The 18,576-nt window shown below is 39.0% G+C and carries 15 protein-coding genes and 2 pseudogenes; all 17 read right to left on the bottom strand.

What is annotated here, in order from left to right:
- Nucleotides 1-8: 8 nt before the first annotated feature.
- Nucleotides 9-772: pseudogene (locus FQT28_RS02295) on the bottom strand (nucleoside phosphorylase).
- Nucleotides 773-776: 4 nt separating this feature from the next.
- On the bottom strand, nucleotides 777-1,643 hold the full coding sequence (locus FQT28_RS02290; protein ID WP_125416351.1) for a GNAT family N-acetyltransferase: 867 nt from the start codon (nucleotides 1,641-1,643) through the stop codon (nucleotides 777-779).
- Nucleotides 1,644-1,654: 11 nt separating this feature from the next.
- Nucleotides 1,655-2,272: a serine O-acetyltransferase gene (cysE, locus tag FQT28_RS02285; RefSeq protein WP_125416353.1), complete on the bottom strand. Its 618-nt coding sequence runs from the start codon at nucleotides 2,270-2,272 to the stop codon at nucleotides 1,655-1,657.
- Between the two features lie 15 nt (nucleotides 2,273-2,287).
- On the bottom strand, nucleotides 2,288-4,501 hold the full coding sequence (pnp, locus tag FQT28_RS02280) for a polyribonucleotide nucleotidyltransferase (protein WP_125450336.1): 2,214 nt from the start codon (nucleotides 4,499-4,501) through the stop codon (nucleotides 2,288-2,290).
- 540 nt (nucleotides 4,502-5,041) lie between these two features.
- Nucleotides 5,042-5,908, bottom strand: a complete 867-nt coding sequence (gene metF / locus FQT28_RS02270; RefSeq protein WP_143989287.1) for a methylenetetrahydrofolate reductase [NAD(P)H] — start codon at nucleotides 5,906-5,908, stop codon at nucleotides 5,042-5,044.
- Between the two features lie 94 nt (nucleotides 5,909-6,002).
- On the bottom strand, nucleotides 6,003-8,252 hold the full coding sequence (gene metE / locus FQT28_RS02265; protein WP_143989286.1) for a 5-methyltetrahydropteroyltriglutamate--homocysteine S-methyltransferase: 2,250 nt from the start codon (nucleotides 8,250-8,252) through the stop codon (nucleotides 6,003-6,005).
- 333 nt (nucleotides 8,253-8,585) lie between these two features.
- Nucleotides 8,586-8,897 carry a helix-turn-helix domain-containing protein gene (locus FQT28_RS02260; protein ID WP_185952343.1) on the bottom strand — a complete coding sequence of 104 codons (312 nt, stop codon included), beginning with the start codon at nucleotides 8,895-8,897 and terminating at the stop codon, nucleotides 8,586-8,588.
- Complete coding sequence (locus FQT28_RS02255; RefSeq protein ID WP_143990053.1) at nucleotides 8,887-9,195, bottom strand: type II toxin-antitoxin system RelE/ParE family toxin; 309 nt, start codon at nucleotides 9,193-9,195, stop codon at nucleotides 8,887-8,889. Before FQT28_RS02255 ends, FQT28_RS02260 begins: the two co-directional genes overlap by 11 nt.
- Nucleotides 9,196-9,412: 217 nt before the next feature.
- Nucleotides 9,413-9,778 (bottom strand): TIGR02328 family protein, encoded by a 366-nt coding sequence (locus FQT28_RS02250; RefSeq protein ID WP_143989285.1) that lies wholly within the window; start codon nucleotides 9,776-9,778, stop codon nucleotides 9,413-9,415.
- Nucleotides 9,762-10,166 carry a YbgA family protein gene (locus FQT28_RS02245; RefSeq protein ID WP_143989284.1) on the bottom strand — a complete coding sequence of 135 codons (405 nt, stop codon included), beginning with the start codon at nucleotides 10,164-10,166 and terminating at the stop codon, nucleotides 9,762-9,764. The genes FQT28_RS02250 and FQT28_RS02245 overlap by 17 nt, the downstream gene beginning before the upstream one ends.
- Before the next feature lie 91 nt (nucleotides 10,167-10,257).
- Nucleotides 10,258-11,859: a type I restriction-modification system subunit M gene (locus tag FQT28_RS02240; protein ID WP_143989283.1), complete on the bottom strand. Its 1,602-nt coding sequence runs from the start codon at nucleotides 11,857-11,859 to the stop codon at nucleotides 10,258-10,260.
- A gap of 45 nt (nucleotides 11,860-11,904) precedes the next feature.
- On the bottom strand, nucleotides 11,905-12,660 hold the full coding sequence (locus FQT28_RS02235) for a hypothetical protein (protein ID WP_143989282.1): 756 nt from the start codon (nucleotides 12,658-12,660) through the stop codon (nucleotides 11,905-11,907).
- A 92-nt stretch (nucleotides 12,661-12,752) separates the two neighbouring features.
- Nucleotides 12,753-13,649 (bottom strand): annotated as a pseudogene (locus FQT28_RS02230) (HAD family hydrolase); the annotation flags it as partial.
- A gap of 14 nt (nucleotides 13,650-13,663) precedes the next feature.
- The gene (locus FQT28_RS09980) at nucleotides 13,664-14,908 is read right to left on the bottom strand and encodes a restriction endonuclease subunit S (protein ID WP_221928125.1); all 1,245 of its coding nucleotides are present in this window, start codon (nucleotides 14,906-14,908) and stop codon (nucleotides 13,664-13,666) included.
- Entirely contained in the window at nucleotides 14,892-16,640 is a 1,749-nt protein-coding gene (locus FQT28_RS02215) for an ATP-binding protein (RefSeq protein WP_143989280.1), read from the bottom strand. Before FQT28_RS02215 ends, FQT28_RS09980 begins: the two co-directional genes overlap by 17 nt.
- Nucleotides 16,633-17,976, bottom strand: a complete 1,344-nt coding sequence (locus tag FQT28_RS02210; RefSeq protein ID WP_143989279.1) for an SIR2 family protein — start codon at nucleotides 17,974-17,976, stop codon at nucleotides 16,633-16,635. The genes FQT28_RS02215 and FQT28_RS02210 overlap by 8 nt, the downstream gene beginning before the upstream one ends.
- Nucleotides 17,976-18,572 carry an HNH endonuclease family protein gene (locus FQT28_RS02205; protein ID WP_143989278.1) on the bottom strand — a complete coding sequence of 199 codons (597 nt, stop codon included), beginning with the start codon at nucleotides 18,570-18,572 and terminating at the stop codon, nucleotides 17,976-17,978. Before FQT28_RS02205 ends, FQT28_RS02210 begins: the two co-directional genes overlap by 1 nt.
- Between the last annotated feature and the right edge of the window lie 4 nt (nucleotides 18,573-18,576).

The raw sequence follows: 18,576 nt of genomic DNA, 5'->3' as shown, positions 1-18,576 counted from the left end.
TCTTGTAGTTACCTTTCTAGTTCCTTTGCTATTGTCAAAGCGATAGTGAAAAAAGTCATGGCATCAGCTGTCCGATCTTCATGGCGGGCATCCCAGGTTCGGTTATGATGATCCACATAGTCAGCTGTGTAGAAGAATTGATAGACCTTGGTCTTGCGAAATTGGCTCCAAGCCATGATAGCTGAAGCTTCCATGTCCACCACTTGGGCACCGGCAGCCAAGCGACGCTTGATCTTATCAGGCGTTTCCCGATAAAAGGCATCAGTCGTCCAAGACTTGGTGCGGATATGCTCGATGCAAGATTTGTTCAAGGCTCCTTCCATAGTTAAGAGCAAAGTTTCATCATAAGCTATCTCATCACTTGGAGGAGCGTAATGGTAACTTGTACCTTCATCACGTAGAGCTGAACTTGGTAGGATAATCTTATCTGCCTGAATAGACTGATCTAGAACTCCGCAAGAACCCAAAACAATAAAGTTCTTAAATCCTCTTGCTTTGAGTTCTTCTAAGAGACCTACAACCATTGGGGCTCCAATCGTAGCTATAGCAACTGCTACCTTTCTCCCATCTTTTTCATAGATATACCATGGAAGTCTGCCATTTAGATTGGTTAGATAGCCACCTTCGTAAATATCTTCAAACTGCTTTACTCGTTCAACGATTTCTCCATTAAAAGATAAAATAATCGTGTCACAGATTTCTCCACCACCACGAATACTTCGATCAGTTGGTTCGATAACAGCAGGTACATTTCGAATTCTTCTAATAGCATTTTTCTACTCTTTCTCATTCAGATAAACTACCTGTGTCTGTTTGACAAAGCCGATTTTTTCATACAAGCGCTTGGCACCTACGTTGCTGTCCTCTACTGCAATCTGAAATTCCTTATCATTTTGCTCAATCAGTTGGTTGATAAGAGATTTTACGAAGTAGCTTCCATAGCCTTTTCCACGTTCAGGTTCCGATATTACCAAACCATAGAGGTAATTTGTATTAGTCGATAAATCTACCGTACAAGTTCCAATAACCTGACCGTCTTTTAATAAAATATATAGACGACTTTCTGGATCCTTCAGAGCTTCGGCGACATATCTATCCACAACTTCTCTCAATTCATGCTCCTCTGAAAATGCCTGAAATTTTAACTGGCTAATTTGCTCCTGATATGAACTATCTGCTAACAAAACTTCAAGATTGGAAAGTTTTGTTAACGGATAAGGTCTTCTATCCTTACCTAACCAGGTTTCTGTATCTTCATCCTCGACCAATCCCCAGTTGCTGACAAAATCAGGATGACGCTCTAGAAAAATACGTTCTGTCTGAAAAGTAACTGAACGAATAGGGAAAGAAGCCGTTTCTTTCTCAAAACTCGTAAACAAAGCACGCGCAATTCCCTGACGGCGATGATTTGGATGAACCAGTATCGTCACTTCCACATCTTGGTCATCAGCATAGACAGTTAATAGACCAACAAGTTCGCCTTTTTCATAATAAAGGAAAAAGGCGGGCATGTTTGGGTCAAAATTAAGCATGTTAGAAAGATAGGGATCACGATAAGTTCCATCATAGGCTTGGCAACAGTCAATTAGTTTTTTCGCTTCAAATAACTCTTCTTGGCTCAACTTATTTCTTGCTTGAATCATATAGGTATCCTCTACAACCCCGACGATCTGTGACTGGCTTCTTTAGCCTGCTCGAGTTTATTGACGTAGTACTCTCGTTTTTCTTCGACTTCGTGGATGATAGGCTCATCCTTCTGTCCATGAACGCGGACGATCTTAGCCGGAATACCGACAACTGTTACATCACTAGGTACATCTGCCACGACAACTGCTGCTGCACCGACTTTGGCATTTTCACCGATTTCTACTGGCCCGATAACTTGGGCATGGGCCGATATGAGAGCTCCTTTACGCACAGTCGGATGGCGTTTGCCACAGTCTTTCCCTGTCCCACCGAGAGTCACTCCGTGATAGAGAAGAACGCCTTTTTCAACAATCGCCGTCTCTCCAATCACCAGACCTGAACCATGGTCGATAAAAACACCTGAGTCAATCTGGGCACCCGGATGAATCTCGATTTGGGTCCAAAAGCGCCAAAACTGACTGTGCATCCGAGCCAGGAGTTTGAAGCCGTGCTTCCAAAGAAAATGCGAGAGACGGTGAGCCGCTAAGGCCTTGACACCTGGATAAGTCAGTAGAACCTCCAAAGTGGTGCGCGCCGCTGGATCATTTTCTTTTACAATATCAATGGTTTCGCGCCACCATCCCATACATTTCTCCTTTTCTTATTCTGAATCTTTTGGTGTTTCTGTAACTTCTTTCTTAGGTTTGTGGTCCTTTTGATGACGTGGGCGGTGAGGACGTTCAGCCTTTTCACCTTTTTCATCGTGTTCTGGTTTTGGTGGACGAGGAAGAAGAGCTTTCATAGAAGCATCTACACGTCCTTTTTCGTCAATCTTGATAACTTTGACATCGACTTCGTCTCCAATAGCCACCAAATCTTCGACATTATTGGTACGTGTCCAAGCCATTTCCGAAATGTGAACGAGGGCATCTGTCTTGTCAAAGAGGTTGACAAAGGCACCAAATTTCTCGATACGAACAACTTTGGCATGGTAAACTTCGTCCACCTTAGCTTCACGAACCAAACCAGCAATAATTTCTTTGGCACGGTTAATGGCATCTTGGTCGCTAGAGTAGATAGACACATTTCCTTCTTCGTCGATATCAATCTTAACGCCTGTTTCAGCGATGATCTTGTCGATGGTTTCTCCACCCTTACCGATGACAATCTTAATCTTGTCCACATCAATCTTGATAGTATCAATTTTCGGAGCAGTTGGAGCCAATTCTGGACGCACTTCTGGAATAGTAGCTTCGATCACATCAAGGATTTCAAAACGTGCTTTCTTGGCTTGAGCAAGGGCTTCTGTCAAGATTTCTGCAGTAATCCCTTGGATCTTGATATCCATTTGAAGGGCTGTAATCCCGTCGCGAGTACCTGCAACCTTAAAGTCCATGTCTCCAAAGTGGTCTTCCAAACCTTGAATATCTGTCAATACTGTATAGTTATTTCCATCTGAGATAAGTCCCATTGCAATACCAGCTACTGGCGCCTTGATTGGCACACCACCAGCCATAAGGGCAAGAGTACCCGCACAGATAGAGGCTTGAGAAGAAGAACCATTTGATTCCAAGACTTCTGCTACCAAGCGGATAGCGTATGGAAATTCTTCCAAGCTTGGCAAGACTTGAGCAAGAGCACGCTCACCAAGAGCACCGTGACCAATTTCACGACGACCAGGGGCTCCGTAACGACCAGTTTCCCCTACAGAGTATTGAGGGAAGTTATAGTGGTGCATAAAGCGTTTCTTGTACTCTGGGTCCAAACCATCGATGATTTGAGTTTCTCCCATCGGAGCCAAGGTCAAGACTGAAAGAGCTTGAGTTTGCCCACGAGTAAAAAGGCCAGAACCATGTACACGAGGAAGATAGTCAACCTGCGCATCTAAAGGACGGATCTCATCGACCTTACGCCCATCAGGACGCACCTTGTCTTCTGTAATCAAACGGCGCACTTCAGCGTGTTCCATTTGTTCCAAGATTTCAGCCACATCACGCATGATACGGTCAAATTCTTCGTGGTCCGCATATTTTTCTTCATACACCGCAGTCACTTGGTCTTTAACTGCTTGAGTTGCAGCTTCACGAGCCAATTTTTCTTCAACTTGGACCGCTTTTTGGAGGTCGCTGTTGTAGGCTGCGATGATTTCAGCTTGCAAGTCAGCATCCACATGAAGCAATTCCACTTCTGCTTTTTCCTTACCGACCGCAGTAACGATTTCTTCTTGGAAGGCAATCAATTCTTTGACAGCTTCGTGTCCTTTCAGAAGAGCTTCCAACATGATTTCTTCTGACAATTCTTTGGCACCAGACTCAACCATGTTGATAGCGTGCTTGGTACCTGCAACTGTCAATTCAAGAAGCGAACGCTCTGCTTGTTCTTGTGTCGGGTTGATGATGATTTGGCCATCTACATAGCCCACTTGTACCCCAGCAATAGGTCCGTCAAACGGAATATCTGAGATAGAAAGTGCCAAGGATGAACCAAACATAGCCGCCATTGGAGCAGACGCATTCTCATCGTATGAAAGCACTGTATTGATTACTTGTACTTCGTTACGGAAACCTTCCGCAAACATAGGACGGATCGGACGGTCAATCAAACGCGCTGTCAAAGTCGCATCTGTTGAAGGACGTCCTTCACGTTTCATAAAGCCACCAGGAAACTTCCCAGCCGCATACATTTTTTCTTCGTAGTTGACTTGAAGTGGGAAGAAATCCCCAGTTGCCATCTTCTTAGACATAACGGCCGCAGTCAAGACAGTTGACTCACCATAACGCACGACAACAGAGCCATTTGCTTGCTTAGCAACCTGACCAGTCTCTACGATTAACTCACGACCCGCAAAAGTCGTTTGAAACACTTGTTTTGTCATTTTAATCCCCTTTGGATTGATGAAATTATACGCCTTGCCTACAAAGATCAAGATACTAAGCCGTTAAGCAACTCAAAGGAAAATAGGAAATCGAACGACGGAGCGACTGCTCCTAGATAGATTTATCTTTTTCCATAGAGTTGTAGGCGTGTTCAGTTACTCAAGATATTTTGGACATTTAAAGTTGAGTTTTTGCAACCTTAATAACTTAAATACCCTCATCTTTGTATCAAGTACGTACAGAGTCTATTTTATCATATTTTTCTTAAAAAGTGCGGGCTTTTCTATTAAAAAGGAACCATTCCCCCATGAAAAGAGGAATGGTTTGTTGTTTATTTTATTTAGCGAATTCTTTAGCTCTCACAACTGTCATTTTTCATTAAAAAGCAAGTAAATGACAAGCTGTCGTCTCAGTGGTTAAAGTAAGGTTAGTCTCGCTAACGTTACAGGCAAACTGAAAGACCAAGGCTTGCAGTTTAGCCATGAAATCGAAGATTTGCTGCGGCCTAACCACTTTAGACGAAGTGCTAAAAGAATCGATTATCCTAAAGACTGATGATTAAACAAGGCATGGGTTGCTTGGTGGATGTATTTTGCTGTTTCAGCATTGTTCATGGTGTAAAGATGCACACCGGCGACATCCTGGGTTACCAAGTCCACGATTTGATCCACTGCATAGGCAAGTCCTGCTGCTCTGAGCGACTCTGGGTCATGCTCATACTTGTCTAAGATTGCTTTAAATTTGCGTGGAAGATGGATATTCTCACAAGTCTTCAAGAGACGAAGCGCTTGATTACGGTTAAGAATGGGCATGATTCCCGCATGAATGGGAACATCAATCCCTGCCAAGGTACACTTGTCTTGGAAATCATAGAAACGCTCATTATCAAAGAAAAGTTGTGTTACGAGACTTGAACAGCCTGCATCCACTTTCTTCTTGAGATTTTGAATATCTGAGATTTGGTTTGGTGAATCTGGATGCCCTTCTGGGTAGCAAGCTCCAACAATATCAAAGTGAGGAGCTTGTTCCTTGATAAACTCAATCAAGTCCGTTGCGTAGCGGAAATCCTTTTGTGGTTCCACATCAGGGATAATATCCCCACGTAGAGCCAAGATTTTTCGCACACCAACCTTGTCCAAGTCCGCAAGTGTCTCTGCAACCTTCTCCTTAGTCAGATAGATAGCTGGCAAGTGGGCAATGGTTGGAATCGCCAAATCATTTTGGATAAAGTCTGTCAAACGAACCGTTGTTTCCTTGATATTGAATTTATTATTGCTGGCGGTCACACTGATAAAGTGCGGTGTCAGCTCCCGCATATCCTGCAAGGCTGAAATAATTTTATCATTACCCACAGCTGGGTTTGGAGGGAACACTTCAAATGAAAGTGACGGAGTTTGGCGTGACATAGTCATTATCCTTTTCTTTTTGATTTCATGATTGCTAAGCCGGCTTGGGCCAAGCAGTTCCTTGATCAAACAGTGTCAAGAGAGAAATCGAATCTTACAATTTCTCACGCGCAGCTTTTGCTGCTTCGACAAGGCGGATCAAGCTTTCTTTTGTTTCTGGAATACCGCGTGTTTTCAAACCACAGTCAGGGTTGATCCAAACTTTCTTGCTTGGTACTTTGGCAAGAATAGCATCGATTGTGTGGTCAATTTCGCCTTCATTTGGCACACGAGGAGAGTGGATATCGTAAACCCCAGGTCCCACTTCTGTTTGGAAGTTTTTCGCTTTGAGTTCGTCCAAGATTTCAAGGTTTGAACGGCTTGCTTCAAAGGAAATAACGTCCGCATCCATGTTGTCGATAGCTGGGATGATATCTGTAAATTCTGAGTAACACATGTGGGTGTGGATTTGAGTATCTGGCGCAACTGTAGAGTGTACCAAGCGGAAGGCTGGAATAGCCCAGTCAAGGTAGTCTTCGTACCAGTCGCTACGACGGAGTGGCAATTTCTCACGAAGAGCAGCCTCGTCGATTTGGATGATTTTCACACCAGCAGCTTCAAGGTCAAGAACTTCATCCTTAATGGCAAGAGCGATTTGAAGAGTTGAGTCCTTGATAGAGATGTCTTCACGTGGGAATGACCAGTTAAGGATGGTAACCGGTCCAGTCAACATACCTTTAACAGGTTTATCAGTACGGCTTTGTGCGTAGCTAGACCATTTCACAGTGATAGGGTTAAGACGAGTTACATCACCCCAGATGATTGGTGGTTTAACTCCACGCATACCGTAAGATTGCACCCAACCATTCTTAGAGAAGAGGTAACCGGATAAGTTTTGACCGAAGTACTCAACCATGTCGTTACGCTCGAACTCACCGTGAACAAGCACGTCAAATCCAACTTCTTCTTGCCATTTGATCCATTCGTCGATGGTTTCAGCAAGGAAAGCGTCATACTCTTCTTGCGACAATTCACCTTTACGGTAAGCCAAACGTTTGGCACGAACTTCCTTAGTTTGAGGGAATGAACCGATGGTTGTTGTTGGAAGAGCTGGAAGTTTGAAAGCTTCTTCTTGGATGGCTTCACGTTCAGCAAAGGCTGGCAAACGAGTGTAGTCAGCGTCTGTCAATCCAGCGATGCGCGCACGAAGTTCCGCATTTTCACCAACACGTTCAGTCGCAAAGAGTTCTTTGTTAGCTGCAAGAGCTTCTGCACCTTGACCATTGCGGATAGCATCCAAGTCACGAAGTTCTTCCAATTTTTCAACTGCAAAAGCAAAGTGGTTCAAGATAGCTGGTTCAAATTCTTCATTAGCTGTTGTAAATGGCACATGAAGAAGTGAGCATGAGCTTGTCAAGACAATGTTTTCAGCTGGGATTTGCTCAAGAACAGCCAAACTCTTTTCGTAGTTGTTGCGCCAGATGTTCTTACCATTGACAATACCTGCATAAAGAGTCTTGTCAGCTGGGAAACCACCTTTAACCAGTTCAAGAGTTTTCTTACCTTCAACGAAGTCCAAACCGATGGCATCTACTGGCAAGTTCACAAGGTCAGAGTAGACGTCACGAACATCACCAAAGTAAGTTTGAAGCAAGACTTCAAGACCTTTTTTATCAGCCAAAAGCTTGTTGTATAGGTTCAAGAAGAGAGCTTTTTCTTCAGCTGTCAAATCTTTGACAAGAGCCGCTTCGTCGAGTTGGATGCGAGTCGCACCAAGTTCAGCCAATTTCGCAAAAACTTCTTGGTAAGCAACTACTAAACTATCTACAAAGTCTTCTGCTTTCACGCCTTCTTCAAAGTCTGACAATTGAAGGAAAGTGAATGGACCTACAAGAACAGGACGAGTGTTGAGACCAAGTTCTTTAGCTTCTTGGAACTCATCGAAAATCTTGTGACCAGCAAGTTTAACCTGAGTGTCTTTTTCAAATTTAGGCACGATGTAGTGGTAGTTGGTGTTGAACCATTTCTTCATCGGAAGGGCACGCACGTCCCCTTTTTCTCCTTGGTAACCACGTCCCAAAGCAAAGTAGCGCTCAAGGTCAGACAAGTCCAAGTTTTGTACTGATGCAGGAACTACGTTGAAAAGGAAAGCAGCATCAAGGAAGTTGTCATAGTGAGAAAAGTCATTTGATGGGATTTCAGTGATGCCTTTTTCTTTGACAATGTTCCAGTGTTTTGCACGCAATTCTTTTGCTGCTGCAAGGAGTTCTTCTTCTGAGATTTCTTTTCTAAAGTATTTTTCAGTTGTAAATTTTAATTCGCGGAATTCGCCCAAACGAGGGAAACCGATGATCGTAGTTGACATGATGTGTCCTCCAAAATTTGTTGTTGAAACTATCTTAACAGAAAAGAAACTGTCTGTATAATTGTAAATAATTAGGCTTTGATATAGTTTGAAACTATACCACTGTTTTAAACAAAAGAAAAAGACTTGAGACCAGCTTCTCAAATCCTTTGTATTGCTTGTTTTATTGCTGTATTTTAGTTAGAATGCTCAAACGAGCTATTGACGATTCTCATCAGTGACTATGGCTTGTTATTAGAAAAGACTATAGGTTGGTTTTCTTTTGTAATTCTGATATTTCCCTGAAAAAATGCAGACGGAAGGTAAAATTGTTCTGTGGATGATTTTAGCAAACTAAGTAATCTCATCTCTATCAATTTTTTCCTGTTCAAGTGGTACGACTGCTAGTGTCTTTCCTAAACTGGCTAAGACTTTTAAGACCGTATCCAACTGAGGACTGGTCTTTCCTGTTTCCATTCTAGCTATAACAGGCTGGCTCACTCCACTGAGTTCTTCTAGCTTTTTCTGACTGATACCTTGCTCATGTCTAGCTTCTATCAACTCACTCATGATGGCCACTCGCATATCACTTTCAAGGATTTCCTCCTTGGTAAATAGTTCTGTTCGGACATCCTTCCAATTACTTCCAATGGCACTATTCTTCATCACTTAACCCTCTTTCTTTTATGTCCTTCAGTTCACGCTTGGCTTTTTCAATTTCTCTTCTAGGAGTTTTCTGAGTCTTTTTGGCAAAATGATGTAAGAGAACGAAACTCCCACCAAGCCAAGCCACAAATAATATCCTATCCCTAAGAGGCCTAAGCTCCCAAATCTCATCTTCCAAATGTTTGATATAGGGTTCACCTGCTCTAGTCCCATGCTGACTAACCAAATCGATATAGTCGTTTAGTTTATGGAGTTTAATGCGACTATCCTTACTTTTACGATCGGCCAATTCTCTCATATAATCCAAGACTGGCTCGTTTCCATTTTTGTCCTTATAGATAGAAGTAAATCGTATGCACCAAGCAACCTCTTTTTAATTAAATTATAACTAAAAAGTTATTAAAAGTAAATCCTAACACTCATAAAAAGAAGACCTTAGAATCATTCTAAAGGTCTCATCTTTATTATTCGAAAAAATTACGAGAAGAGTTATAATGTGGAGCCAATCCTGACTCTTACTTCAGCTCAATCCCTTTCTCACGAAGATTAGCCAGACACTCCTCATAGTAGGCAGCATCATGTTCGCTATAGATAGGACTTTTCAGCTTTTCTTCTGCTAAGTTTTCATAGGAAGGACAGGTCTTACCACGGTAGTTCTTGTCCAGCCACTCTGGACTGACATTATAGCCACGGTTAGCCATCTCCTCCATGATCAAGCGATGATAGGCATAGAGGTGATAAGGCGAGTGAGTAAAGACATAGTCCACTGTCGCATGCTTTCTCCCCCAGCCATTGCCACGTAGAGCGCAACACTCTCGATGTTGTCCCAAAAGTTGAGGACGGGGAAGTTGTGAAATCAAAGCCTCATGCCAAAGTCTCATGGGTGTCTCCTTTCAGTAAAGTCGCATGTTGCAAGTAGGTATTCGGATAGCATTCAAGCAACTCTCGAGTCTTGGCAATCAAGTCTTCCTTAGAAGCCTGACCAAAGCGGTAGCGATCCAGCAAGAGCATATAGTCCTTGCGCTCAACATCTGTCGCTTTCTTTTTGAAATAGCCCCATATATGCTGAAAAGCATTGCAAACCTGACCCCTGTGTTCTGGGATTTGACAGGCGCGGTCAATCATCTCTTGAACCAGACTCAGCTCCACTTGTTCATTCTTCAAGTACTGGCGAATCTCATTGTAAATATTGCTGGAATGACTCAAAACGAGGTATTTGTTCCTAGCCCAGAGTTGCTGGCACTGAGATTTTTGATTAGTTTGTTCCATGTTTCTCCTTGTTTTCTATCCGTTTCCAGGAAATATGGAAACAAAGTTGTATCTAAAAAATGAGCGGAATATGAGCGAATCGATTACGCCATCACCCTTTAAATTTTTCCAAAAACTGTTTAAGTTCAGCATCAGCTTCTGGTGTGGTTCCGTGGAGTTGGTTCAACATTTCAAGTAGAAAAGCTGTTTGGCTTTCGATTGCTTTATTTGTCTCGTTAATCTTGCTGACGATGTCTGTCAGTGGTTCGACTTCTTCTTCCTCAAAGGTGTCTACATAGCGAGGGATATTGAGGTTATAGTCATTTTCGACAATTTCTTCATAGCTTGCTAGGTGGGCAAACTTATCAATCTCCTCACGAGACTTGTAGGCTTCCAGAATCTTCTCGATATGAGCATCCGTCATGATATTTTGATTTTTCCCCTTATCAAACTCCTTAGAGGCATCGATAAAGTAGACATCACGATTGGTACGGTTCTTTTTGAGAATGATGACCGTGGTCGGAATGCTGGTATTAAAGAAGATATTAGCAGGTAGACCGATAACCGTATCAATAGCACCTTCTTCTAACAAGGCCTTACGAATGGTTCCCTCCGCATTGCCACGGAAAAGAACACCGTGAGGAAGGACGATAGCCATAACCCCATTATCCTGCTTGAGGTGGTAGTAACCATGCAAGAGAAAGGCAAAATCTGCCTTAGACTGGGGCGCCAGTTTCCCAAACGGAGAGAAACGAGGATCATTCAGGAAGCCAGAGCTTGCTGACCACTTGGCTGAGTATGGAGGGTTCATGAGAACACCGTCAAAGTTGGTCGGCTCTTGTGTCGGCCAGTCTTCATCCAGTGTATCGGCATTGTGTAGAAATTGATTCTCAACTGGAACGCCATGCAGAATCATGTTCATCCGAGCTAGGTTATAGGTCGAGGTATTGAGCTCCTGACCAAAGTAGACAACTGTCTGCGGTTTATGAGAGTATTTCTTGGCATTGAGCAAGAGAGAGCCAGAACCCATGGTCGCATCATAGATGGTAAAGCCTTGCTGGTCTTCACGATCCAAAAAAGCAATCTGAGTCATAAGTTTGGCAACAGGCTGAGGCGTATAGAACTCACCAGCCTTCTTACCCGAGTCAGTTGCAAACTGACCGATCAGATACTCATAGGCATCCCCCAGCATATCGCCTGCATGACCAGCCACATCCAGCACAGCCAACTCCTTCATAACCGCTGCCACCGTTTGGTTTTGCTTTTGCGGAGTTGCCCCTAGCTTTTTGGAATAGAGATCAATATCCTCAAAGAGGTTTTCATAGAGGTCGTCACTCTGCTCGATATCACGAAAACCTTGCGCTAGATCTTCCAGCTGGAAAGTCCCCTCATTGACACGCGCTACCAGAGCCGTAAAGGTCAAGTCGGGTTTGATACTATAGTTGAGTTCATCCTTCATGACAGAGAGGAGATCCTCGTGAGTATCCGCATCCTCATAGTAGTTGCGATAGACCTCAAGGGCATCCTCAAGACTATCTGTCCCTTCTTCCATGGTCTCAGCCACGAAAAAGAGCATCTTGTCTGACAGATACTTATAAAAGACCATGCCCAAGAGATAGGACTTGTAGTCGTTTGCATCCATCTTAGAGCGGAGAACATCCGCTGAGTTCCACAGGGCTTGGTAGAGCGACTGGGAAGTTTGTGTTGTTTCCATAGTGTTTCTTTCTAAGTTTTACAATTAATTATTTTAAACAAGCAATCATTTATAACAAATCACTTCGTTCTCAATCGTTCGAATCAAATCTAAAGGAATAGAGGAAACTGGAAGTTGATAAACGATATTTTTTCTAGGGTTATAAAATCCAAGATTTTCAATAGCAAGGAAATCGGGATCAAAGGAATGTAGTCCCATGATATAGTACACAAGGACTTGTAGTGTATGGTCTTTATTAGGAGCTGTTTTAGTCACCTTAAAATCCCATAATGTATCCTTGGTCAGAAAATCTCCATCACCCTTATCAATCGTGTCTGTATAACCTCCAAGAAAATGAAAGCCATCCTTTACCAAAGGACCATAGAGGTCGAAAAAGCAAAGGCTTCGTTCTACCATGATACGAATATTCTCTATCGTTTCTGCATCCACCATAATTTCTTCAAAAGGTTTATAATACTTAACCCCTGCACGAAAAACAACATCAAAAGAAGCTAAACGACAAGCACTTTCTATCGATAAGTCATCCAATCCTGTCACCAAATCGAGCAGTGCTTCTGCTAGGTCTCCCATGCCCACCATCTGAGCTCCCAGGAGAGAAATTCTGAAAGCATCACGGGCTTCTGCCCCTTTCATAAAACGGGTCAAGTAGTCCACACAAATCCCCACTAAACTAGGAGATACAGACTCTACCAGATGCAGAACTCTGTGATCTTCGAACTGCTCTACTGAAAATAACTTGATGGGCAGATAACCACCTCGAGGTTGGTTAATTTCTTTTATACGTTGTGTTACAGATACCATGAATGCTCCTTTATGTATATAAATATACTAGCGTCGATAAATCTTAATCGGTATTCTTTTAATTTATCAAACAATTACCTTAGTTTTGGATTTCTTTTTCGCTTTCTTAAGCTTGCTTCAAGTTTATCAGTATTTTTCTTGTTTTCTAACAATTCATTATAAGCCGTCTTTTTAATAATCGTCTTGATTAGTTTATCAAGTTCTGTATTTTCTGAGTAATCCGCTGGAACAAAATAATCAATGCGGTTATCCTGAGTCATTTTGTGGACTTTTTTTCTGTCATTGGTTTTTGGATTGAATACACCGATAGAGTAGCCACCTCTTGTTTTGACTAGCTTCATACATGGAATATCTGTATCACTATCCCCTAAATAGACCATATTTCTAAAAGGAACTCGTAAATCACTTTCAGCAAAAAAATCGTTCACCGCATCGTCATTGACATCTAAAATACCTTTGGTAATTCTAAAAAGAAATTGAGTCTTATTGGTGTAGTTAACAACTTGAGCAGGCCAGACTGCGACACCCTTTTCATCACAATAAAAAGAAGTTGCATAAATTTTCTTAAAAGCACCATTTTTAGCTATTGATGTTCCCTCTATCATTTCTTTCAAACCAGATGAAATGATATAATGCTCTACAATAACTCCGTTTTCTTCACCATATTTTCGAATACGCTCAAACCAGTCTTCGACTCCTGGGAATAGTTCCACCACTGATCCAAACTTGGCTAACTCTGTTTTTGTAAATAAGACTTTCCCTTCAGATTCTGTTTTCATCGTAAACATATAGGCAAGGTTCTTGTCCATATTATTAGCCTTGGCAAAACCATTGGATTTCTTCCAAAATTCACTGATTTCATACCCGAGCTTCTGTATAAATCCTTGGGCTTGCATATCATCAGGAGACAGGGTTTTATCAAAATCATAGCAAATTGCTACTACAGGTTTTTCTTCTTTCTTTAGAGTTTCTGATTTTACTTTTGACATTTTACTGCACTCCTTTATATAAACATATCCTGCAAGAGTTTCTTTTTCAGTGTTTCTAGCTGAGAAATTTTTTCTTGGTAAGAGTTGATAAGGTTATCTAGGTTTGAGAAATAGGCACCGATGGCTTGTTGTTCTTTGTATTTTGGGATATACAACTCATATCCCCCATACTCCTTACCATTAACTCCTGGTTGCCCCGATCTTTGAGAAGTTACTTTTACATACTGTGTGAATCTATCAGTCAATGTATTTTGAAAAATAAATTTTGAATCAAATTTTTCTTTTATTCGAGCACGAATCAAGAAACCGGCAAAATAAACTTTGCCATCTTTTATGTCATAAAGATACGTTTTCCCAACACTTGCACCAGTACGAGCAAATAATATATCTTTCTCGCACAATAGGTAGTTGTCGCATTCACTTACGTTAATGTCTGGAGAGGTTATACTATCTTCTTTAAATTTACGAGAAACATCATCTATATCAGTTATACGAATATATTTATTTTCTCCATCAAATTCCTTAGCTGAGGCATTTAATCCGTATTCAATACTCTCAGTTACATCTTTCAGCTTCACTTTTTCCCACTCACCTTCAAATCCATTCATACGAATCTCAGGAACTGCCTGTCCAGCTTTGGGAAACATCTTGGAAAGCATGGTCGCCTTGAGAACTTGGTAGTTGGAAAGATTGTCCTTGTAGCTAGCCAGAAGGTCGTCGAGAGTGCGGAAAAGGGAGCCAATGGCAGATTGTTCAGAATAACTTGGAATTAATACTTTAAAATCAGATAAAGCTTCTTTTGTTATCGTCTTGATTGTTCCACCCGGTGCTTTCTGTCTTTCAATTTCAAATTTATTTCGTATAGTATATGCCCAAAATTCTTTATTAGTTTGTGAAATATAATCCTCAAAAATTAAAATAGTCCTGTCTACATAAGCATCATACTGAGTAATTGCAACTCTTCCTATACTTCCTTGTAAAGTTACAATTACCGAATTAGACGGAACAAATACACTCATTGGTTGGGCTAAATTACTAATTTTCTGCTTTGTATCGGCTACTAATCTTAAATTTTCTAGAACATCCACAACTTGAACAAATGGCATAGCATTATTTCCCCCATACCACTCCTTATTTCCATAAGGTTGGGGAAAGGATCCTCTCCGATAACTTGAATATTCACTTAATTGGTATGACTCCCACCTTTTTTCAAAACTTTCAAATCTAATTTTGGGAATTTTTTTATTCTGATTTTTCATAATCACTTCTTTCTGACTGTTTTAACACTTTAGATTTACCCTTAAATTTCACCTGTGGAGTAACTGTAATATCTTTTTCATCCTCTCCATCAACAGCTACTTCAACAGGAATAGGATATAACTCACCCACTATAAATGCTGTCCCAGTCGGTAAATAAGAAAACCTTGTTAACTGATTTTTATTTATATAGGGGATCGTTTTCAGAAGATATTCTAAGTCAACATTATTTTTAATTCGATGAATTAAATAATTATTACATTGAGAAAGAACAGTTGAAGATAACTCGCTAGGACGCTGGCTAGATAACAGCAAGAAACAACCAAATTTCCTACCCTCACGAGCTATCTTTTTAAAGACTTCAACTTCACCAAATAGACTATTTTCGTTTAATTTTGATATATATCTATGTGCTTCTTCAAAAATAAATAAATTGACATCCCTATCTTTTATCTCTTTTTCAGAGCTATTTTTGAACTCTTTTTTTAACATATAAGTGGTAAAAAACAATAATAAGTCATCATCTAAACCCGAAACATTATATACTGTAATTTTTGATTGTTTAGCTACTTCACCACTATCTTCTTTTTTTACTTTAAATAGACCACCATATCTGAATTGAATGTGTTTAATTCTAGTTTCAAGAGTTGCTGAATACCCTCTTGCTTGAGTATTCCCCTGACACTCTTCTAGGAGAAATACAAAATTTAAAGCTTCAAACAAGTCTGCAAAACTATTTATTGTATATCTAGCATTCTCGATTTCTTTAGTTATTTCTGAATGACTTACATACATATTACTCTTTAAACTAGATTTGAAGTCCTGCTCATCTTTTTGACTAAAGTTCCCGAATTGAGAATTGTACTTTTCAGTGCTAATTCCTGTCCCTGCTAAAATACCAATAATCTTTGATCTCTTAGCTACCGCATCAGATTGTTGATTGTGATATAAGTTATAGGCTATAAAACAACTTAATTTTTCTCTATCTAATTTGCCTTCTGATAGACAATAAGCCAATTTCAATGCTGTTTGAACCACAGGCAACTGTACAAGTTCTGATGGTTTTATCAAATTCAACCAATCTTGCAACTCTAATGACTCTATTTTTATCGAAAAATCTTCCAATACATCAATATTATTTACACCGTCTATCTGAGAGTATTCATTATGAATATCAAAAATATTTAAATATAAGTTACTAGTTTCTTTAGTTGCTATTTCTTTAATTATTTTTCTAACTGTCGTAGATTTTCCAGAGCCAGTATTACCTAAAATAGCAGAATGATGAGTAATCAATTTATTTAGATTAATTTGCGCATCATATTTATCTTGGATTGTTCCTAATAAAATTGATGTTTCTCTGTTCTCAATAGAAAATACCTTCTGCAAATCCTCATCACTTGATAAATAGACTCTATCTTGTAAAAAGGGATATTTTTTTAGATTAAAGCTAATTTTGTCGTTTTCTAATATTCCTACTGGAACACATTCAAATCTTCCTACATAGTCAAACTTTGATTTTTCATCATTAACAATTTTAATTTCCTTGTCTTCCACTCTAACAACTTGGTAAACAAATTTATCTCCAAATTGGCTTTTTATTGTGACATAATCTATAACTCCTTGCGCGATATAAATTTCCCCTTTAAAATTATAAATTAATTTTTCAAAGTCACTTACTTCAAAAATCAATCTGTCATATGAAACTGATACTACTCGCCCAATACTATTCATCTAAATCTTCTCCCTCTTGTTCTGATTCAATCTTTGGAGTATAATTTATTATTTTATCAACAATATAGTTAAAGTAGTGGGCTTTTACTCCATCGCAAGACGTATCCCCTCCGATTAAATGAAATCCATCTTGAGTCTTAAATTCATCGAAAAATTTCTTCATATTATTTTCTGATTTATTACCCAAAACAATCAAAGTAAAATCTTGATGTTTTAGATTTTGAGAAATGATGTTATTAATATGCTCGTCAGGAAAACCATATCCCATAACAATAAGGACTGTATTTGGAACTTGAAGTACATTTGCAAACTCTCTAAACAGTTCTGAATATGGAGCTTGTGCAGTTTGTCTATGCTTTAACATTGTTGGATAAATAATAATTTCTTCATCACTCTGTTTAAAAAGATCCTTTTGGATTAATTGCCCACTTTCATCAGAAGTCCAATTAATTGAACCATGTATTTTTAATAAATTAGCTTCTTTAGAAGTGGGTTGCCATACATCCTTATATCTATTTGTATCATCTACTACCCTTTGCTTAAATGAATTTACATTAAAGTTTCTATATAAAGTATTCTCAAAACCTGTTGAATAAACAATGCGGTTGCTTTCTAATGAATATTCATTAAACAAATCATAGTTCGTTGTCACTATGTTGATTTTATTACTCAACTCAGTTCTATATTTAAAAACAGATTGATAAAATTTATTATAAGTATTTATTGTTTCATTATCTTTATATTTATCATCATCCAAAGATGGTATAGTTTTTAAAAACTCACCTTTCAAAGTATTAATTACTGATTTCAAATCATCATTGCTTGGTTGAAAACTTAAACCGCTTTGTAACCAGTTGAGTAAACTCTCAATATCTGAAAAAGTTTTATAAATATATTTATCTATCGAATATAGTTGTTCCTTGGACAGAGTACTTACAAATTCACCTATATTATCATTACTTTGTTCTGCTTTTTCCAATACGTCATTAATTATTTTAATTTCATTTTCATTGTCTTTTTTATTTTCCTCTAACCACTTATTACATAATTTTAAGTTTCTAATAAGATAAGCCAAGTCTTTAGCATTTATAAATTCTTTTACTTTTTCATAAACATCTTTATTATTCTCTATAATATCACTCATAGTTTTAGACATAAGCGGAATTGCACCTGATGAACAACCTGAACCGACAAATATGACCAGATTTTTACTCAAAAATTGCTTATTAATGAACGTACTTAATGATTTTATTTGTTGCTCCTCAGTTAAATCGCGCAGAATATTATCATTACTTACATAGTGATATATCTTTCCATGTTCTACGTTACTACTCATTATTTTTTCTCCATATTCTTTATTTTCAACACGGTTTCACAATATTCATCAAAATGATTATTAATAATATCAACTAAATCATTTTTTAAATCACTTGATCTCTTATCAATATCAGATTTCTTAAAATTATTTCTTCTAAAAACTTCGTTAATGTAAAACTTTAACTCATTTTCATCATGTAAAGCTTCCTTTTTTTCTTCAAAATTTTCATTTGATATTTTTACATTTATATCTCTATGTAATAAAGTTAAATTTCCTAAATTATTCTTGTCAGAATCTCCCGGTTCAAATTTACTTTGAGGGATGATATGTTCCAATTGCCAGATCAACTTATCTTTATGATCCAATTCTGTAAAATTTATTGTTCTGTAATTATTTTTAAAATTCTCAATACTAACAAATAGAAAACGAGTAAAATGGACATGTGTTCCACTATAATAGTTGGTTCGAAAAAACTGTTCATCCTCAATAAACCTCTGAATTACTTTTTGATAGTCATCCAATTTTAAATATTTATGTTTCTTGTCTTGTTCCTTAAAATATTTTAGAAATCCATTACCAAATACAGTTCTAAAACTATCTAACAATCTATCCACAACT

This window comes from Streptococcus oralis (genome assembly GCF_901543815.1).
Classification (GTDB): Bacteria; Bacillota; Bacilli; order Lactobacillales; family Streptococcaceae; genus Streptococcus; species Streptococcus oralis_CM.
This window is presented reverse-complemented; position numbering and strand designations above follow the sequence as displayed.